This is a genomic window from Bradyrhizobium sp. USDA 4516 (assembly GCF_054055915.1).
This window is the reverse complement of record NZ_JBSRXT010000001.1, coordinates 5186866-5204489: the sequence shown is the minus strand read 5'-3', so window position 1 is coordinate 5204489 and position 17624 is coordinate 5186866. Positions and strand designations below refer to the sequence as shown.

Sequence of the window (17624 nt, the reverse complement as noted above, 5' to 3'; positions counted from 1 at the left end):
GCGCGGGTCTCGAGAGCGCTATGATGGCGTTGGGTGAAGATCAGGCGGCCCGCTGATCGGAGGGCTCTGCAGCCTGGCGCAGAAGCTTCCATTCCCAGGGCAGCAGTTCGTGCAGACGCGAAGTGGGAAGATCGGCGATACGGGTGAGGACGTCGGCAAGCCAGGCCTTTGGATCGACGTCATTGAGACGACACGTCGTGATCATCGTCAGCATGATGGCGGCACGGTTGGCCCCACGCTGGCTGCCGGCGAAGGTCCAGTTGCGCCGTCCCAAGGCGATGCCTCTCAATGCGCGTTCAGCGCAATTGTTGGTCAAGCAGATCCTGCCGTCGTCGAGGAAGCGGGCGAAGCCCTCCCAGCGCCTGAGCATGTAGTTGATCGGCTTCAGGACCTCGGCGAGCGCGAGAGGGTTTCGCGCTCGCGCAGCAGCCAGGCGTGCATGTCGTCGAGAAGCGGCTTGCTCTGTTCCTGGCGGACGGCGCGCCGGTCGTCAGCGTCACAGCCGTTGATGGCGCGCTCGATCTCGAACAACGCGTCCAGCCGCTTGACCGCCTCCAGTGCGATCGGGGAGACCGGTTTACCCTTCTTGCCCTCCCGAGCATTTTTCTCGATGTCAGCCAGCTCGAAGAAGCCTCGCCGGGCATGGGCAAAGCAATACGCCGGCGTAATTGGTAGTGTCTTCTTCTGCGGATCGAACAGCGGCTCGAAGCCGTTGTAGCAATCGGCTTGCAGGATGCCGGCGAAGGCGGCCAGATGCTTCTGGGGATGCTCGCCTCGTCGGTCACCCGAGGCGTAATAGACCGCCGCAGGCGGCGCAGGCCCGGCAAAGGGCCGATCATCCCGTACATACGTCCAGATCCGTCCGGTCGTGCACTTGCCCTTCGCCAGGATCCGGATGGTAGTGTCATCGCCATGAAGGCGCTCGGCAGCGAGCACATGGCGTTCGATCAGGTGGAAGAGCGGCATGACCGCGAAGGTCCCGTGGCCGACCTGGTCCGCCAGCGTCGACAACGACAGGTCGATCCTCTCGCTCTTGAAGCGCGCGCTTTGGCGGTTGAGCGGGATATGCATGCCGAACTTGTCGAACAGGATGGTCGCCAGCAATTGTGGACCGATGAAGCGGCGCGGCGTGGCATGGAACGGCGCAGGCGCCTGACTGATCGTCTCGCAATCGCGGCAGGTGAACTTCTCGCGTACCGTCTCTATGACCTTGAAGCGGCGCGGGATCTCCTCCAGCGTCTTGGTCACATCCTCGCCGACCTTCGCCAGCCGTGATCCACCGCAGCAGGCGCAGGTCGTTGGAGCTTCAACGACGACGCGCTCGTGTTCGATATCGTCTGGCCAAGGCTTGCGCACCGGCCGCTTACGCGTGAAGGGACGGACGTTCTGCGTCTTCGCCACCGCCGCCTGAGCGGTAAGCTCATCCTCGCTCGCCGTGGTTACGAGTTCCTCGAGCTCCAACTCCAACTGCTCGAGCAGCCGTGCCGAGCGCTCGGATCGCTGCCCGTGCAGTTCGCGCTTGAGCTTCTCGATCCGCAGCTCAAGATGTGCGATCAGCGCTTCGTTGTCCGACAGCTCCGCCCGCGCACTGGCGGCATCCGCGACGGCGACATCGCGCTCAGCCTGCAACATCTCTCGCTCGGCCAGCAGCGCAAGGTAGGCGCTCGCGAGGTCAGAAGGAAGATCGTCCGGCTTCGATGTCATGAAGCCATTGAATCAGATCGAGCAGCAGATTCAAATCGTAAAAGCGGCTATCCGACCCGCGTCGGCCGATGGGTTTCTTGAGGTAGGGTCGAGGACTGGCGCGCCGCACATCCAAGAGCCTTGGATGTGTACGTTTCCAGCCCCCGCCTCATCGCACGCAGCATGCGGATTTCCCGCACTACGCGCCCCCATTCGCTTCGCATCAAGGTTTATGGGACCTGTCACGCTGGGCAGCTTTCGTCAGCCGTGTTTTACCCGGTAGTCGTTGAACAGCTTCAGGGTATCGTACAGCCATGATTTACTCCACTGCTCCCAGCCGAAGCCCTTTCGTTGCCGTGCCCGCGCCAGATGGCGCCTGACCTTCTTCTCCACCCAATCTCTGATGTAGCTGAAACACCTGCCAGAGTGTCCAGCCGAAAAGTAGTTCACCCAGCCCCGGAGCTTCGGATTGATCAGGTTGATGACCCTGCCAATCGGTTGCGATCGGTGCCGACGAAATACTTCCTTCAGATCCCGCAGTAGCGCCGTTCGCTTCTTCAGCTTGGGCGTGTAGTGCGGCCGCATCGCTCCCCGCAAGCTGCGGATGTAGCGAAAGTCAAAACCCAGAAAGCCGAAGCTCTTGCCTCGCCCTAGATCGACTATGCGGCTCTTCTCATCATTGATTTCAACCTGCAGCTTGTCGAACTCCTCTCGAAGTCGCTTGGTCACAGCACCAATCAGCCAGTCATGACGTTTGTGGGCGTCGATCAAGACCACCAGATCGTCCGCGAAACGCGCGTATTCGACATTGATGTACTTGCCGCTCCGTGTGACTTCTCGCGCTCGCTCCAGCATCTTGTCAACCTCGTTGAGGTAAAGATTACTGAGCAAGGGCGAAAGCACACCGCCTTGCGGAACTCCCTTCTTGCCAGCGGCTTTCAGCATAACTTTTAGGAGATGCATGACGTCCGCGTCGTTGATCCGCTGCGCCACCTTCGCCAATAGCCGGTCATGCCGGACGTTGTCGAAATAGGCTCGCAAATCAAAATCGAGAACGCGTGTCTTCCTTTGAGCTATTGCATCTGTCACTCGCTTGATCGCATCATGCGCTGTCCGCTTAGGCCGATACCCAAACGATCCCGGTTGGAAATCCGCCTCGAAGACAGGTTCGAGTATGAGCTTGAGCGCACCTTGAACCACCCGATCACGGACCGCCGGAATCGAGAGGATGCGAACTTTATTCCCATCCTTCGGTATTTCCTGTTTCCGTGCCGGAAGTGGCCGATAGGTATGCCCGGTCAGTTCGTCCCGCAACTGCTCAAGCAGAGCGTCTACGCCTAGCGCTTCAATGGCCTCGAAGGTCACCCCGTCTATTCCCGGAGCGCCGTCGTTTTCTTTGGCCATCTCATACGCCGCGCGTAGCGTTTCCACTTTGCAGACGTGAACGTATAGACCCCAGAAACGCCAGGACGGTTCAGCCTTCGCCTTGACGTATAGTCTCCTCCTCAGGTCCTGCAAATCAATGGACGCCTTTGTCATCTCGTCCTTGCCTTCCTTACGTTAGAGACGTCACAAATGGCAGGGCCCCTTCGCTCCACGGGGGTTACTCCGCTTCACAGCTACTGCGGACCCGGCCGCCACCCTCTCGTCTTCGGCCGCTTTCCCGGTGTCGCCGGTTATACAGCCTACCTTGCTCCGACAATTTCTCGCCGGGGACGAGGAGGGCTTCTCCAGTTGCTCAGCATGTCCTTGTCATCGTGCTGTCGCTTCCACCCCGCCGAAGTGAACAGCCGCATCGGTCAGATTTCGGCTGTCTATGCTGCCTTCGCCTTGAAACCGCGGGCTCGGCCTTCGGGTTGCTGACTTTTTCGAGGCCACAACGCGTTCTCTCTCGATACGGCCCGATGACTCGTGATCTCCCTTTCCGGAGACCTTGTCGATAGGCTTCAAAAATTCGGTTTCCCTCCTCTCTGCTATCCAAACTACAGGGCTCTGACTTTTACCCTGGTGGGATTGCCTCCCACTGGACACGCCAGCCTTTGCTGGACACACGGTTACGCCAATCGATTCCGGACAACAGGTAGCTCATCTGAGCCGGCGAGATCGTCACAGCTTCACCCGCAACCGATGGCCAGACGAACTTTCCTCTCTCGAGTCTCTTGGTGAACAGGCATGCTCCCTGGCCATCGTGCCAGATCACCTTCACAAGATCGCTTCGGCGACCGCGGAAGACGAACAGATGACCGCTGAGCGGGTCCTTGCGCAGCACCTCCTGCACCTGGAGTGCCAACGACGGAAAGCCTCGGCGCATGTCCGTGTAGCCTGTCGCGAGCCACACTCGCGCGCCCGTGGGAACTGGGATCATCGGCGGACCAAAGCATCGAGAACACGACGTAGCGCGTCTCCATCAACGTCGCCATCGACCCGGATGCGGTGCCCGGTACCAAGATCAATCTCGATGATGCCGTGGCTCTTGCGTCGACGCGTCGTCGTCGTCAACGGCGCTTCGGCCACCTCCCGCGGTGGCGCGGACGACCCAATCTCGACCGGAACAAACGGCGCTATGCTCGCTTCGCCGTGCCTGCAAAGCTCCTTGCGCCACCTGAACAGCTGGCTCACATGAAGCCCCGCCACGCGAGCCACCTCGGAAACATTGGCGCCGGGCTCCAGCGACGCTGCAACAAGCCGTTCCTTCTCATCTTGCGACCAGCGGCGCCGCCGCTCGACCGACGTGATCACCTCCGCCCTCGAAATCGTCATAGCGCTTCTCCTAGGATTACCCCTAGGACCTGCAGCGATCGCGTTCGTCAAACAAGGCGGCCCTCAACGGAGGGATACTTCGGAAATACCCTGCGGCTGGATCGTATCAATCGTAGCACTGCCTCGAGTGGCTTCGTCCAGGGGACGGCTCTCTACGCCGGGACCAGAATTCCAGCGACGCCGCGACGCGCTCAAATCATTCAGCAGAAGCTCACGCTTAACCTTACGATATGACTTCCCAAGCGCTCGCACGCTCATTCCTCTCTGAACGTCAAATGGATCAAATATGGCTAAGCCGCTTCATATTTAATGCGTCGCTTTGAGAGAGCAGACAGATCGGATCAAAAAGACATGACAGACCGAAAGGACGTGCTCGGCCAAAAAGAGCAAGCGGTCCTCAAGAGTTGGCTCAAGCCATACAACCCGGCACTGACGCCGACACGCGTCCGGGCCGAATGCGCGTTGTTTTATCGCGGTGAACGGCACAGACATAAGACTCAAGTGCTTGCTCGCAGACAGATCCGGCGAAAAACTGGCTTCCATTACCGAATCGGTATCAAGCATTTCCAAGTTGGTAATGGTGATTTTGAGATACGGCGGCATAATTTCTGGGGCGCGATGCGCAAGACGCGCCTGCAGATTTGTAGGAGGACATTCTTATGAGACGTCGAGATGTTTTAACGGGCGCGTTGAAGATAGGCACGGTGTTATCTCTAAGCGCCGCTCCATTCATCGTGCCTCGCCGAACTCGCGCTGCCACAGCGATTACGTACGCTGGCACCGGCGGCACTAATGAGGAGATCGTGAGGAAATACTGGTTTGAGCCGTTCACCGCGGAAGCCGGTATTGCAGTGCAGTTTGACACTGGTCCAGACAAGGCGAGAGCAAAGGCACAGGTCGAAAGCAAACAATACTATTGGAACGTGTATGAATTCTCCGACTATGAGGGCGAAAAGCAAGGGCTTTGGGAGTCGATCGATACTAAGATAATCAATCCTGCGCGATTCATTCGAAAGCCGCCTTCTTGGGGCGTTCCCATAAATTCCGCTGCGGGGAGCATCGGCTATGATCCAAGCCGATCGAAGAATCCACCGCGAAACTTTGCTCAGTTTTGGGATGTGAAGAACTTCCCAGGACGCCGTGCTCTTCGTCGTCGCGTCATCGAGAACCTGGAGATGGCTTTGGTGGCAGACGGAGTTGCTCCTAGTAATCTGTACCCGCTTGACGTAGACCGCGCTTTCAAATCACTGGACAGGATCAAGCCACACGTTACGAGGTGGTACGCTACAAGCCCAGAAGGCGCGTCGCTCATCCAAACGAAGGAGGTCGACTACGCCTACACTTACACAAATCGCGTGAGAGTTGCGAACGAGTCTGGCGTCTCGATCAGCATTTCGATGGACCAGTGTATCATTATACCAACTTATAACTCCGTGCTCAGAGGCAGCCCAAACAAGGAGGCCTCGATGCAGCTGCTTGAATTCATCACTAGGCCAGAGCAGCAGATCTCATACTGCAACGCGTTTGGCTTGGCTCCGGCGGTAAAAGACGCGTATCAACGGCTCGATGAGAAGACGAGACGCTGGCTTCCCGATTCCGAGGACCCCAAGATGATATTCTTCGATTGGGTGTACTGGGGCGATCATATGGCTGCTCTCACCAAGCGCTTCGAGGAGTGGCTTTTGACGTAGATCTCTTACCTTTTGGCGGGCAATAGCTTTGCGTGGAGCGGCTCGCTCGCCGGGCTGAGCGGATAGGGAAGCTCAAAAAAACAATGCTATCATCTCCAGAGTGATGAGCCCTCTCACCCATTAGCCGGAAGAAAAGTCTCTGCCGCTGCGATCGGGTAAAGGCGGCGTCGCCGCGATACACTGCCCGACCGGGCCGTAGGTCTCACGACCGCTCGCATCGGAAGCCGTGGGACGTTTGTTGACTGTAATTCGGAAATCTCGCTCGACATGGCGCTCGCCAGCTACCTCCTCGACCTCCACCCAGCGCGTGCATGTTTCACGTTCTATCGTGGCTAAGCACGCGCCGCCTGAGCGGCGCACGTAGACGACTTCGATTCTGCCGACCTTTCCTGGACCATCTGCATTATTAATCACGCAGCTCGATCTCTGCCCAATATTCAATCTCAGGCGCAAAGACTGGCTCCTCGCAGACAAGCAAGCGATCCATACGAGTACCGCGCGCCTCACCGGGTAAGCGTCGCGTCTCTTCGTCGGTTGACCACCATCAATGGCGCCTGCCGTTGGCCTTGAGTTACCTCAGAAGTCTCGTCTCAGATCGAAGATCGAAGGAGCCGCTTCAGATCCATTTAGCTTCGCCTAAGCGGCAAGCTGAGGCCGTCAGGCGGCGTGGTTCCATGGCATAAGCGCGTCGAGTTCGCTGCTTGGCCAACCGTTGGCGATACGCTGAAGCGTTACGGCGAGCCAGGCGAACGGATCGACGTTGTTCATCTTCGCCGTCTGCAGCAGCGTTGCGATGGTCGCCCAGGTTCGTCCGCCGCCGTCGCTGCCAGCGAAGAGGCTATTCTTTCTCGTGATTGTTAGTGGCCTGATGGCGCGTTCGACGACGTTGGAGTCGAGCTCGATGCGACCATCGGTCAGGAAGCGTTCGAAGATGGCACGGCGCGAGACGGCATAGCGGATCGCCTCAGCCAGTTTGGATTTGCCGGAGATCCGCCGCAAGGTCTGCTGCCAGAGGTCGAAGAGATCTGCGACGATCGCCGCGGAGGCTTGCTGGCGCGCGGCGACGCGTGCGTCGGGGCTTTGACCGCGCACGGTTTTCTCGACCTGCCAGAGCTTCGCCATCCGCTCGACCGTCGCCGTTGCCACTTCTGAGCTCCCTGCAACATGTAACTCGTAGAACTTGCGCCGGCAGTGTGACCAGCAGCCAGCCAATGTGATGCCATCATTGCCGCGATCGGATCGCGCGAGCTTGTTATAGGCGGCATAGCCATCCACCTGCAGGATGCCGCGATAACCATTGAGGTGCCGGACCGCGCATTCGCCGGAGCGGCTGTCTTCGAAGCGATAAGCCACCATCGGCGGACCGTTGCGGCCAAAGGTTCGGTCATCTCGGGCATAGGCCCATAAGTAGGCCGTCTTGGTCGATCCGGAGCCCGGAGCGAGCGTCGGCAAAGTGGTTTCGTCGGCAAAGACCCGTTCGGCCTTCTTGACCTCGCTGAAGATGTAGTCGGCCAGGATCTCCAGCTCGAAGCCGAGCTTACCCATCCATTGCGCCATCAACTGGCGGTCTAGCTCGACCTTGTCGCGGGCGTAGATCGCTTCCTGCCGGTAGAGCGGCAGGCCGTCGGCATATTTGGCGACGGCGATGTGGGCCAAAAGCGCTTCCGTCGGAATGCCTCCTTCGATGATATGGGCCGGGGCCGGCGCCTGGATCACGCCGTCCGCGTTCTTGAAGGCATACTTGGGACGGCGCGTGACGATCACACGGAACTTTACCGGCACCACATCCAGGCGCTCCGACACGTCCTCGCCGATCAGCACTTTCTGCTTGCCGGCATGCTCAGCCAGCTCTTCCGGCTCAATGACGGTTTCGATCCGTTCCAAATGGGGTGCAAAGCCCTTGCGCCGACGCGGTGCACGCTTGCTATCCGCTTGCGCACGGCCCTTGCTGACCTGGGCCTTGATCGCAGCGATGCCGGTCTCGATCTCCTCGAAGACAAAGGCTTGCTGTTCGACGTCGCCATTCGCAGAGCCGAGCTTTTCCGATCGTCGGCCGAACCGGGCGCGGTCGAAGGCCTTCAGGATCTGTGTCAGTCGCTCGATGCGCGCATCGGCATCGGCGTTGCAGGCCTTGAGATCGGCGACCTCACTCTCCAGAGCATCGGCGCGGGCCGCCTTCTCGGCCATGGCAAGCACCATGGCCTTTAGCATCTCCACGTCATTTGGGAGGTTGAGATCGGGCGGCGTCATTGGGGCCTACCAGAGCACATTTTGCCCCTGTTCTCTTGCCCTTTCAGCTCACTGATTCACTTCGCCGCAGTGCTTTTACCCAACAATCTCCGGCGGCTTGACCGCCGCGGTCCGGACCCGCTTCCAGTCCATCCCATCGACCAGGGCCAGCAACTGCGCAGCATTCAGCTGCACCCGATGATGTCCGATCCGCGGCCAGCAGAACCTCGCCTTCTCAAGCCGTTTTAAATAGAGGCACACGCCAGAGCCATCCCACCATACGATCTTTATTCTGTCGGCTCTTCTGGCGCGGAACACATAAAGCGAACCATCGAACGGATCTGAGCCGGCATCGCGTACCAGCGCAACAAAGCCATCGATACCCTTACGGAAGTCGACTGGATGGCTCGCCAGGAACACCTTCACGCCAGAGGGGATCATGCCGAACGCACTGCCCGGATCACCCGCTGCAACTGCGCCTCGTCGACGTCCACGCCGGCGCGCACGATCACCTCGCCAATGGCAATTTCGATCACTGCGCCTGCCGCAGACACCACCACACCCTCGCAACTCGAGTGCCGCGCGGGACAATGTCGCTCTGCCCGAGCATCACGGCGCCAGGCGAACAGCTGCGACGGGTGAATGCCAATCCGGCGGGCGATCGCCGAGACACTCGCGCCAGGCTCCAGCGCCTCTGTCACAACTTGCGCCTTAAACTCGTTCCGACCAGCGTCGGCGAAGCTGCCGCGGCGCTCCCTCAAGACGCCCGGCAACCGCTTCGATCATATGGAAGGTTCTAGTTCCAGAACTAGGCGCAGACATAGAAGCTCAGTGAGCGTCACGAAGGGATCACCGGTGCCCGGGCTTGACTTGCGCGGAATGCTCTGGATAGCGCGGTTGGGATGATTGACGCTGCCGTTGCGCGGTGATGGGGTGATCTCGGTTCGGAGCGGGCAACGGGGATCAGAATGACCGGCGAGTCGCAGCTGCGCGAGAAGCTTCGGAAGATCGAGGCGTTGTTCGTGGGTGCCGGAACTGCTGGTGAGCGCCTTGCGGCGGAAGCGGCGCTGCGGCGGGTGCGGGCCCGAGTCGAGGAACTCGCCCGCCACGATCCACCGATCGAACAGCAATTCTCACTTCCCGACCAGTGGTCGCGGCATCTGTTTCTGCCGCTTTGCCGCCGGTATGGGCTGCGGCCGTTTCGTTATCGCCGCCAGCGACGCAACACGGTGATGGTCCGCGCGTCGCGGGGCTTCGTCGACAAGATCCTGTTGCCGGAGTTCACCGAGCTGGAGCGGGCGCTGCAAGTCTATCTGCACGAGGTGACGCTGCGCGTGATCCGCGAAGAGATTTTCGAGAACGTCGGTCAGATAGTGCCGTGGGTCGATATCTTGTAGCTTTGCCGAGTTGATGAGCGACGCGAGAATGGCCCATGTCTCGGCGCCGCCTTCGCTGCCCGCGAACAAATAGTTCTTCTTTCCAAGCCCTATCGGCTTGATGCTGCGCTCGACCGTATTGTTGTCTATTTCAATGCGTCCGTCATCGATAAAGCGCGTCAGGCCGTCCCAATGGTTGAGGGTGTAGCGGATGGCCTTGCCCAAACCGGACTTCTTCGAGACTTCCAACAGCCGCGCCTCGAGCCAGGGCTTGAAGTCCTCGATCAGCGGTCTGATGTCGGATTGTCGCACCGCAGCTCGCCGCGTCGCCGGCAAACCGCGAATGCGATCCTCAACGGCGTAAAACATCGCGATCCGCTGCAGCGCTTCCGCGGCAATCGGCGATTTCGTCCCGACGTGGACGTCCCAGAACTTCCGCCGCGCATGCGCGAAGCAGAACGCTAGTTGTACCAGACGGCCGCCGTTCTTGATCAGCCCCTTGTAAGCGGCGTAACCGTCAACCTGCAGGATGCCGTTATAATCTCTAAACAGCTGCTTGGCGCGGATCGCCTTGCGATCCTCGGCGAACACGTAGACCACCGCTGGCGGCGCAGGGCCGCCCCATGGGCGGTCATCGGTGGCGATCGCCCAGAGCTGGCAGACTTTGGTTCTGCCACGGCCGGGATCGAGAACTGGCAGCGGCGTCTCGTCGGCAAACAGCCGCGGGTAGGACATCACCGAGTGGCGCAACAGCGTGTGAAGCGGCTTCAGCCACCAGGCGACGCGGCCCATCCACGAGGCTAGCGTTTGCCGGTCGAGCGTGATGCCTTGGGCGGCAAACATCTGTTCCTGGCGATACCGCGGCAGCTGGTAGCCGTATTTCATGACCGCGACGTGGGCCAGCAAAGCTTCCGTCACCATTCCACCGTCGATCGCCTGGGCCGGCGCGGGTGCCTGTACCACACCCTGGCGGCAGCCCCGGCAGCCGTACCGCGGACGCACGGTGCGCTTGACCCGGTACTGCATCGGAATGATGTCGAACGCTTCCTTGACGGTCTCCCCGATCTTGTGCAGCTGCTCGCCGCAGCAGGGGCAGATGTGGCCCTCGATATCGATCACGACATCGATGCGCGGCAAATGCTCCGGAAGCTTCCCCCGGTTGCGTCGTGCCGGCCGCTTTCCACGGCCCTCCGCTCCGTCAGGCAGCCTGCCTCCGGTCACGTCGTCGTTGGCGGCGGCATGAGCCGCCTGTGCCCTGATGCTGAAGAGAGACAGCTGTCCGATATCCAGTGTCTCGGAGCGCGGACCGAAGATCGTGCGCTTGTACTGGGACAGGATCATCAGGAGCTTGTCGTTCTCCTGGATCGCAGCGTCGCGTTGGGCGATCGCTGCATCACGCGCGGTCGCCAGCGTGCTGCATTCCTCCGACAACGCCGCAAGCCGTGACGAAAGCGCCATCACGGTTTGTCGGAGCAATGCTGGATCGGAAGGCAAATCACTCATGCAGAGTGATTCTACAACAACTCTGCGTGAGTGACGAACGCCTCTTGATAATGATCAACCTGCTCGTACCGGCTGATCCACAGCTCGCATCGGCACATGCTTCGTACGCATACGACGAAGACCGCCTGATTGACGCATGCGCGCGGGCGCGGCGGGCTCTATGATGGCGTTGCGTGAAGGTCAGGCGGCCTGCTGACCGGCGGCTTGGCGCAGGAGTTTCCATTCCCAGGGCAGCAGTTCGTGCAGACGCGAAGCGGGAAGATCGGCGATACGGGCGAGGACGTCGGCAAGCCAGGCCTTGGGATCGACGTCGTTGAGGTGACAGGTCGTGATCATCGTCAGCATGATGGCGGCGCGGTCGGCGCCACGCTGGCTGCCGGCGAAGGTCCAGTTGCGCCTTCCCAATGCGATGCCTCTCAATGCGCGCTCGGCACAATTGTTGGTCAAGCAGATCCTGCCATCGTCGAGGAAGCGGGCGAAGTCGTCCCAGCGCCTGAGCATGTAGTTGATCGGCTTCAGGACCTCGGAGGAGCGCGAGAGGGTTTCGCGCTCACGCAGCAGCCAAGCGTGCATGTCCTCGAGAAGCGGCTTGCTGTTTTCCTGGCGCACGGCGCGCCGCTCGTCGGCGCCACGGCCGTTGATGGCGCGCTCGATCTCGAACAACGCATCGAGGCGCTTGACCGCCTCCAGCGCGATCGGAGAGACCGGCTTGCCCTTCTTGCCTTCCCGAGCATTTTTCTCGATGTCAGCCAGCTCGAAGAAGCCCCGCCGCGCATGGGCAAAGCAAAACGCCGGCGTAATCGGCAGCGCCTTCTTCTGCGGGTCGAACAGCGGCTCGAAGCCGTTGTAGCAATCGGCTTGCAGGATACCGGCGAAGGCCGCCAGATGCTTCTGGGGATGCTCGCCTCGTCGATCGCTCGAGGCGTAATAGACCGCCGCCGGCGGCGCAGGCCCGGCGAAGGGCCGGTCATCCCGCACATAAGTCCAGATCCGCCCGGTCGTGCACTTGCCCTTCGCCAGGATACGGATGGTGGTGTCATCGCCATGAAGACGCTCGGCCGCGAGCACATGGCGTTCGATCAAGTGGAAGAGCGGCATGACGGCGAAGGTCCCGTGGCCGACCTGGTCCGCCAGCGTCGACAACGGCAGGTCGATCCCCTCGGCCTTGAAGCGCGCACTCTGGCGGTTGAGCGGGATGTGCATGCCGAACTTGTCGAACAGCATCGTCGCCAGCAATTGTGGGCCGATGAAGCCACGCGGCGTGGCATGGAACGGCGCCGGCGGCTGGCTGATCTTCTCGCAATCGCGGCAGGTAAATTTCTCCCGTACCGTCTCGATCAGCTTGAAGCGCCGCGGGATCTCCTCCAGCGTCCCGGTCACATCCTCACCGATCTTCGCCAACCGCGATCCACCACAGCAGGCGCAGGTCGTTGGGGCCTCAATGACGACGCGCTCGCGTTCGATGTCGTCCGGCCACGGCTTGCGCACCGGCCGCTTGCGCATGAAGGGGCGGACGTTCTGCGTCTTCGCCGCTGCGGCCTGCGCGGCAAGCTCATCCTCGCTCGCTGTGGTGACGAGCTCTTCCAGCTCTAGCTCCAACTGCTCGAGCAGCCGTGCCGTGCGTTCGGAGCGTTGCCCGTACAGTTCGCGTTTCAGCTTCTCGATGCGCAACTCGAGATGCGCGATCAGCGCCTCGGTATCCGACAGTTGCGCCTGCGCATTCGCGGCTTGCGCCTGCCAATTGGCAGCCTGCGGCGCGGCGATCAAAGTGAGAGTGCAGCGTCAATCAAGATGAGAATGCCGCCGCTGGACGGGAACGTAGGGAGGGCGTAGCCCGACCGGAGTTTCCGTCCAGCGGCGGCGGCCTTTTCGAGGCCTTTCTCTGGTGGTCGCGGTCGGCCGGTATGCCGGTGGTTTTTCCGATTCGGAGGAATCACTTTTGTGCCCGGCCGCCACATAACCGACCATCAATTGAGGCTCTACATGAAGCTCAGGAAGACCCATCCGACGCCTGTCGCCGCGGCGAAGGCGTCGATCAGCGTGGCAACGGCCTACCGGATCGAGAAGGATCCGATACTACCTTCGCAGAAGAAGGAGCCGCGCGGACGACGGCGTCCCGATCCGCTCGCCGACATTTTCGACGCTGAAGTTGTGCCACTGCTGCGGGCAGCGCCCGGCATCCGGCCCGTGGCCATTTTCGAGGAGATGATACGGCGCCATCCCAAGTTGGGCGAGGGCGTGCGCCGGACGCTGGAGCGGCGCATCCGAGGCTGGCGTGCCATCCACGGTGAGGAGCAGGAGGTCATCTTCCGCCAGGCGCACGAACCCGGCAGGCTCGGTCTGTCGGACTTCACCGACGTGGCCTCGTTCGGCGTCGCCATCGCCGGCCAGCCGCTCGACCACCGGCTCTATCATTTCCGGCTCGCCTATTCGGGCTTCGAGCACGCCCATGTCGTGCTCGGCGGCGAGAGCTTCGTGGCGCTGGCGGAAGGCCTACAGAACGCACTCTGGTCCCTCGGTGGGGTGCCGCGCGAGCACCGCTCGGACAGCCTGTCCGCCGCCTTCCGCAACCTGGACAAGGACGCGCGCGAGGACCTGACCCGCCGCTATGACGAGCTGTGCAGCCATTACGGCATGACGCCGTCACGCAACAATGCCGGCATCGCCCACGAGAACGGCTCGATCGAGGGCCCGCACGGCCATCTCAAGCGGGCGATCGAGGATGCACTGTTGCTGCGTGGCACCGTCGACTTCGATGATCTCGCCTCCTATCGCCGCTTCGTCGACGAGATCGTCGGCCGCCGCAATGCCCGCAACGCCAAGCGCATCGATGCCGAGCGCGCCCAGCTTCGGGAGCTACCTGAGCGGCGCACCACCGACTATGAGGAACTCAGCGTGCGCGTCACCTCCTCAGGCGGCTTCACGCTGCGCAAGGTCTTCTACACGGTGCCCTCGCGTCTGATCGGCCATCGCTTGCGCGTGCGCCTCTACGACGATCGGCTCGATGTCTTCATCGGTGGCACGCATCTCATGACGCTGCCGCGCGGGCGTGCTTCCCCGTCCGGCAAGCATGACCAGGTCGTCAACTACCGGCACGTCATCCATTCGCTCAGAAGGAAGCCGATGGCGTTGCTCAATCTGGTCTATCGCGATCGGCTCTTCCCGCGCGAGGCCTACCGGCGGACCTTCGATCTCCTCGTCGAGCATCTGCCCGAGCGCCAGGCCTGCCGCATCATGGTCGAGCTTCTTGGCCTCGCCCACGAGCGCGGCTGCGAGAGCGAACTAGCCGAGGAGCTGTCCATCTGCCTCGACAATCACCGGCTCCCCGACATGGCCGCCCTGCGTGCCCGCTTCGCGCCCGATCCCGCACGCCTGCCTAACGTGGTCGTCCGCCTGGCGCCGCTCCAGGCCTACGAAGCGCTCATCGGCATCAGCCACAAGCCCGTGACGGGAGACGCAGCATGAAGAGCACATCGATTGATCCCGCCAGGCTCAGCCTGCTCCTTAACGAGCTGCGACTGCCCGCCAGCAAGGTGATCTGGCCACAGTTCGCCGAGCAGGCCGACAAGGAGGGCTGGCCCGCCGCGCGCTTCCTCACTGCGCTCGCCGAGCACGAACTGGCCGAACGCGATCGCCGCCGCATCGAGCGGCACCTCACAGAGGGCCGCCTCCTGCCCGGAAAGACCCTCGACAGCTTCGAGTTCGACGCCGTGCCGACGGTCTCCAAGGCCCAGGTCATGGCCATCGTCGCCGGCGACACCTGGCTGGAGAAAGGCGCAAACCTGCTCCTGTTCGGCCCGCCTGGCACCGGCAAGAGCCATCTCGCCTCAGCAATCGGTCTCGCTCTCATCGAGAACGGCTACAGGGTGCTGTTCACCCGCACCACAGATCTCGTCCAGAAGCTGCAGCAGGCCCGCCGCGACCTCGTCCTCGAGAGCGTGCTGGCCAAGCTCGACAAGTTCGACCTGCTCATCCTCGATGATCTCGCATACGTCACCAAGGACCAGGCCGAGACCAGTGTGCTCTTCGAGCTCATCAGCGCCCGTTATGAGCGGCGCTCCATGCTGATCACCGCCAACCAACCCTTTGGCGAGTGGGGGAAGATCTTCCCGGACCCCGCCATGACGCTCGCCGCGGTCGACCGGCTCGTTCATCACGCCACCATCTTCGAGATGAATGTCGAAAGCTACCGACGCCGCGAGGCCGCTGAGCGCAAAAAGGGACCTGGGCGCCCAGCGTCATACGCCACACCCGCCAATATCGCCCCTGATTGACGCGCCGCGACAATCAACCTGACAAAGCACTTGCGCGCGTCAATCAAAGCCGCGATCATCACTCCCGCTGCGACACCAGATTCTCATCCAGATTGTCGCGCACCTCTCTCCCAGATCGTCGCGCTACAGGCAGCCACCGCCTCAGCTCGCAGCCGTGCCTCACGCTCGGCCTGCAGCGCCGCCAGGGCACTGACGAGGTCCGATGGAAGATCGTCCGGCTTCGATATCATGAAGCCATTGAATCAGATCAAGCAGCAGATTCAAACCGTAAAAGCGGCTATCCGACCCGCGTCGGCCGATGGGTTTCTTGAGGGTTACGCCAATCGATTCCAGACAGCAGATAGCTCAACTGCGCCGGCGAGATCGTTACCGATTCTCCGGTAACCGATGGCCAGATGAACTTTCCTCTCTCGAGTCTTTTTGTGAACAAGCAGGCTCCCTGGCCATCGTGCCAGATCGCCTTCACAAGATCGCTGCGGCGACCGCGGAAGACGAACAGATGACCGCTGAGCGGGTCTTTGTGCAGCACCTCCTGCACTTGGAGTGCCAGCGACGGAAAGCCTCTGCGCATATCCGTGTAGCCTGTCGCGAGCCACACTCGCACATTCCCCGGTATCGCAATCATCGGCGTCCAAGCACATCGAGGACCCGCGCTAACGCCTCCGGATCGACGTGCGCATCCACCCGGATGCACCGTCGGTTGCCGAGATCGATCTCTATCAATCCAGTACGCGCGGCTGTCACGGAGCGAACTCGGCCATCAACCGTAGGCAAAAGCTTCGGAGCTTCCTCAGCCGAGGCCGCTACGGCGGCGATCTGCACCGGCGTAAAAGATGGCACAACTTGTTCCGATGTCCGTGCTTGTCGACGCCAGGTAAACACCAGGCTGGCCGCTACTCCATTGCGACGCGCAACCTCAGTCACCTTCGCGCCCGGTGCCAATGTCTCCTCGACAATCCGTGCCTTGTCGTCCTGCGACCAGCGCCGCCGCCGCTCCAACCCGCCCAAAACCTCGACCCGCATCGCCTGATGACCTTAAAGCTAGACTTAAGGCCACACGCTTCGCGAATTGCCACCCATCACGCAAGACGGCCCCCGTCGGATGCGTACCATGCTTCCAGTCCGAGCCATCGAGCAGGACCGAGAGCTGAGCATGGGATAGCGACATGACGCCTTCCTTGATCGGCGGCCAGGTGAACTGCCCCTCGATTCTTTTGTAGTAAAGGACAAGGCCGCTTCCATCCCAGGTCAGGATCTTCACGCGATCTCGGCGCTTGGAGCGGAAGACATAAAGTCCGCCGTCGAACGGATTGGCTTCAAAGGCCTCGCTCACCAGCATCGCCAGCGAGTCCATGCCGCGGCGGAAATCGACCGGCTGCGTCGCAATCCAGATCGACAACCCAGCTCGAAGCCCGATCATCGACCAACCGTCCCGACCGCCGCCAACACCTCGCACAGTACCTGCCGGTCGACTGTCCCTCTGACACGGATACGAACCGCGCCGACCTCAATCTCGATCGTCGCCGGCTCCTCCCTCTGGCCGCCACAGCTGGTGATCGCGACCGGGATAAAGCCAGTGGCATGCCTCTGTCCCCGTGCTCCGCGACCTGCGCCGGCGTGCTCTGGCGACGCCAGAGAAACAACAGGCTTGGACTGATGTCGTGTCGCCGCGCCACCACCGACACGCTTGCACCCGGCGCAAAACTCTCCGCGACAATCGTCGCCTTTGCATCGGTCGACCAGCGCCGACGCCGGCCCGTCCCGGTGATGATCTCGACACGCTGCAGCGTGTCGGCGCCGTGTTCGAGGATAGGCATATGCCTATCCTTATCGCTATCCTTACGACTATCCTTGGACATTGTGACCTCGCGACAAACCATTCCGCGAGATCTTCCTAGCCGACCAGATCAACCCTCAGCGTATGGTCTCTGCATGACGCTCACGAAGCTCACATCGGCTCACAAACTCAGCAGCCGATAGCCGATCGCTTACCCACTCCGCCAGACGGGGTCTCTTTGCCGCTTACGCCTTACCTGAGCATACGACGACTCCTCGATCCTTCGAGAACTGGCGTGACGTCGGCTCTGCTTCACAAGTCAAATTTCTGT

General features: G+C 61.3%; 16 protein-coding genes and 3 pseudogenes. 4 read left to right on the top strand and 15 right to left on the bottom strand.

Going from position 1 to position 17624, the window contains the following annotated elements:
* Nucleotides 1–40: 40 nt before the first annotated feature.
* From ACVI1L_RS23945 to tnpA (ACVI1L_RS23925), 5 genes and pseudogenes are all read right to left on the bottom strand, one after another.
* Nucleotides 41–205: a transposase domain-containing protein gene (locus tag ACVI1L_RS23945; protein ID WP_456785598.1), complete on the bottom strand. Its 165-nt coding sequence runs from the start codon at nt 203–205 to the stop codon at nt 41–43.
* An 81-nt stretch (nt 206–286) separates the two neighbouring features.
* Nucleotides 287–1632, bottom strand: a pseudogene (gene tnpC, locus ACVI1L_RS23940) (IS66 family transposase); the annotation flags it as partial.
* Nucleotides 1633–1944: 312 nt separating this feature from the next.
* The gene (ltrA, locus tag ACVI1L_RS23935) at nt 1945–3222 is read right to left on the bottom strand and encodes a group II intron reverse transcriptase/maturase (protein WP_310885560.1); all 1278 of its coding nucleotides are present in this window, start codon (nt 3220–3222) and stop codon (nt 1945–1947) included.
* Nucleotides 3223–3682: 460 nt separating this feature from the next.
* Nucleotides 3683–4048: an IS66 family insertion sequence element accessory protein TnpB gene (gene tnpB, locus ACVI1L_RS23930; RefSeq protein ID WP_310885559.1), complete on the bottom strand. Its 366-nt coding sequence runs from the start codon at nt 4046–4048 to the stop codon at nt 3683–3685.
* Complete coding sequence (gene tnpA / locus ACVI1L_RS23925; protein ID WP_057016786.1) at nt 4045–4443, bottom strand: IS66-like element accessory protein TnpA; 399 nt, start codon at nt 4441–4443, stop codon at nt 4045–4047. The genes tnpB (ACVI1L_RS23930) and tnpA (ACVI1L_RS23925) overlap by 4 nt, the downstream gene beginning before the upstream one ends.
* Before the next feature lie 351 nt (nt 4444–4794).
* On the opposite strand from tnpA (ACVI1L_RS23925), the gene ACVI1L_RS23920 reads away from it, so the two are divergent.
* Both ACVI1L_RS23920 and ACVI1L_RS23915 read left to right on the top strand, forming a co-directional pair.
* Nucleotides 4795–5106, top strand: a complete 312-nt coding sequence (locus ACVI1L_RS23920; protein ID WP_456783963.1) for a hypothetical protein — start codon at nt 4795–4797, stop codon at nt 5104–5106.
* Nucleotides 5103–6134, top strand: coding sequence for an ABC transporter substrate-binding protein (locus ACVI1L_RS23915; protein WP_456783962.1), 1032 nt, complete (start codon nt 5103–5105; stop codon nt 6132–6134). Before ACVI1L_RS23920 ends, ACVI1L_RS23915 begins: the two co-directional genes overlap by 4 nt.
* Nucleotides 6135–6791: 657 nt before the next feature.
* On the opposite strand, the gene tnpC (ACVI1L_RS23910) is transcribed toward ACVI1L_RS23915, so the two are convergent.
* The 6 genes and pseudogenes from tnpC (ACVI1L_RS23910) to tnpC (ACVI1L_RS23885) form a co-directional block, all read right to left on the bottom strand.
* Entirely contained in the window at nt 6792–8384 is a 1593-nt protein-coding gene (gene tnpC, locus ACVI1L_RS23910) for an IS66 family transposase (protein WP_456783961.1), read from the bottom strand.
* A 75-nt stretch (nt 8385–8459) separates the two neighbouring features.
* Nucleotides 8460–8789, bottom strand: a complete 330-nt coding sequence (gene tnpB / locus ACVI1L_RS23905; RefSeq protein WP_456783960.1) for an IS66 family insertion sequence element accessory protein TnpB — start codon at nt 8787–8789, stop codon at nt 8460–8462.
* An 11-nt stretch (nt 8790–8800) separates the two neighbouring features.
* Entirely contained in the window at nt 8801–9064 is a 264-nt protein-coding gene (locus ACVI1L_RS23900) for a transposase (protein WP_456783959.1), read from the bottom strand.
* Nucleotides 9065–9145: 81 nt separating this feature from the next.
* Complete coding sequence (locus tag ACVI1L_RS23895) at nt 9146–9493, bottom strand: hypothetical protein (RefSeq protein ID WP_456783958.1); 348 nt, start codon at nt 9491–9493, stop codon at nt 9146–9148.
* Between the two features lie 189 nt (nt 9494–9682).
* Nucleotides 9683–11242: pseudogene (gene tnpC, locus ACVI1L_RS23890) on the bottom strand (IS66 family transposase); the annotation flags it as partial.
* Nucleotides 11243–11422: 180 nt separating this feature from the next.
* Nucleotides 11423–13009 (bottom strand): IS66 family transposase, encoded by a 1587-nt coding sequence (gene tnpC / locus ACVI1L_RS23885; protein WP_456783957.1) that lies wholly within the window; start codon nt 13007–13009, stop codon nt 11423–11425.
* A 174-nt stretch (nt 13010–13183) separates the two neighbouring features.
* Between tnpC (ACVI1L_RS23885) and istA the strand changes: the two genes are divergently transcribed.
* Both istA and istB read left to right on the top strand, forming a co-directional pair.
* Nucleotides 13184–14707: an IS21 family transposase gene (istA, locus tag ACVI1L_RS23880; protein WP_456783956.1), complete on the top strand. Its 1524-nt coding sequence runs from the start codon at nt 13184–13186 to the stop codon at nt 14705–14707.
* Nucleotides 14704–15516: an IS21-like element helper ATPase IstB gene (istB, locus tag ACVI1L_RS23875; RefSeq protein WP_456783955.1), complete on the top strand. Its 813-nt coding sequence runs from the start codon at nt 14704–14706 to the stop codon at nt 15514–15516. The genes istA and istB overlap by 4 nt, the downstream gene beginning before the upstream one ends.
* Before the next feature lie 277 nt (nt 15517–15793).
* On the opposite strand, the gene tnpB (ACVI1L_RS23870) is transcribed toward istB, so the two are convergent.
* The 4 genes and pseudogenes from tnpB (ACVI1L_RS23870) to ACVI1L_RS23855 all read right to left on the bottom strand — a co-directional run bounded on the left by tnpB (ACVI1L_RS23870) (nt 15794) and on the right by ACVI1L_RS23855 (nt 17333).
* Entirely contained in the window at nt 15794–16114 is a 321-nt protein-coding gene (tnpB, locus tag ACVI1L_RS23870) for an IS66 family insertion sequence element accessory protein TnpB (RefSeq protein ID WP_430641956.1), read from the bottom strand.
* A gap of 23 nt (nt 16115–16137) precedes the next feature.
* Nucleotides 16138–16539 (bottom strand): IS66-like element accessory protein TnpA, encoded by a 402-nt coding sequence (gene tnpA, locus ACVI1L_RS23865; RefSeq protein WP_139486052.1) that lies wholly within the window; start codon nt 16537–16539, stop codon nt 16138–16140.
* Between the two features lie 94 nt (nt 16540–16633).
* Nucleotides 16634–16936: pseudogene (tnpB, locus tag ACVI1L_RS23860) on the bottom strand (IS66 family insertion sequence element accessory protein TnpB); the annotation flags it as partial.
* The gene (locus tag ACVI1L_RS23855) at nt 16833–17333 is read right to left on the bottom strand and encodes a transposase (RefSeq protein ID WP_456783954.1); all 501 of its coding nucleotides are present in this window, start codon (nt 17331–17333) and stop codon (nt 16833–16835) included. The pseudogene tnpB (ACVI1L_RS23860) and the gene ACVI1L_RS23855, both read right to left, overlap by 104 nt.
* Nucleotides 17334–17624 lie beyond the last annotated feature (291 nt).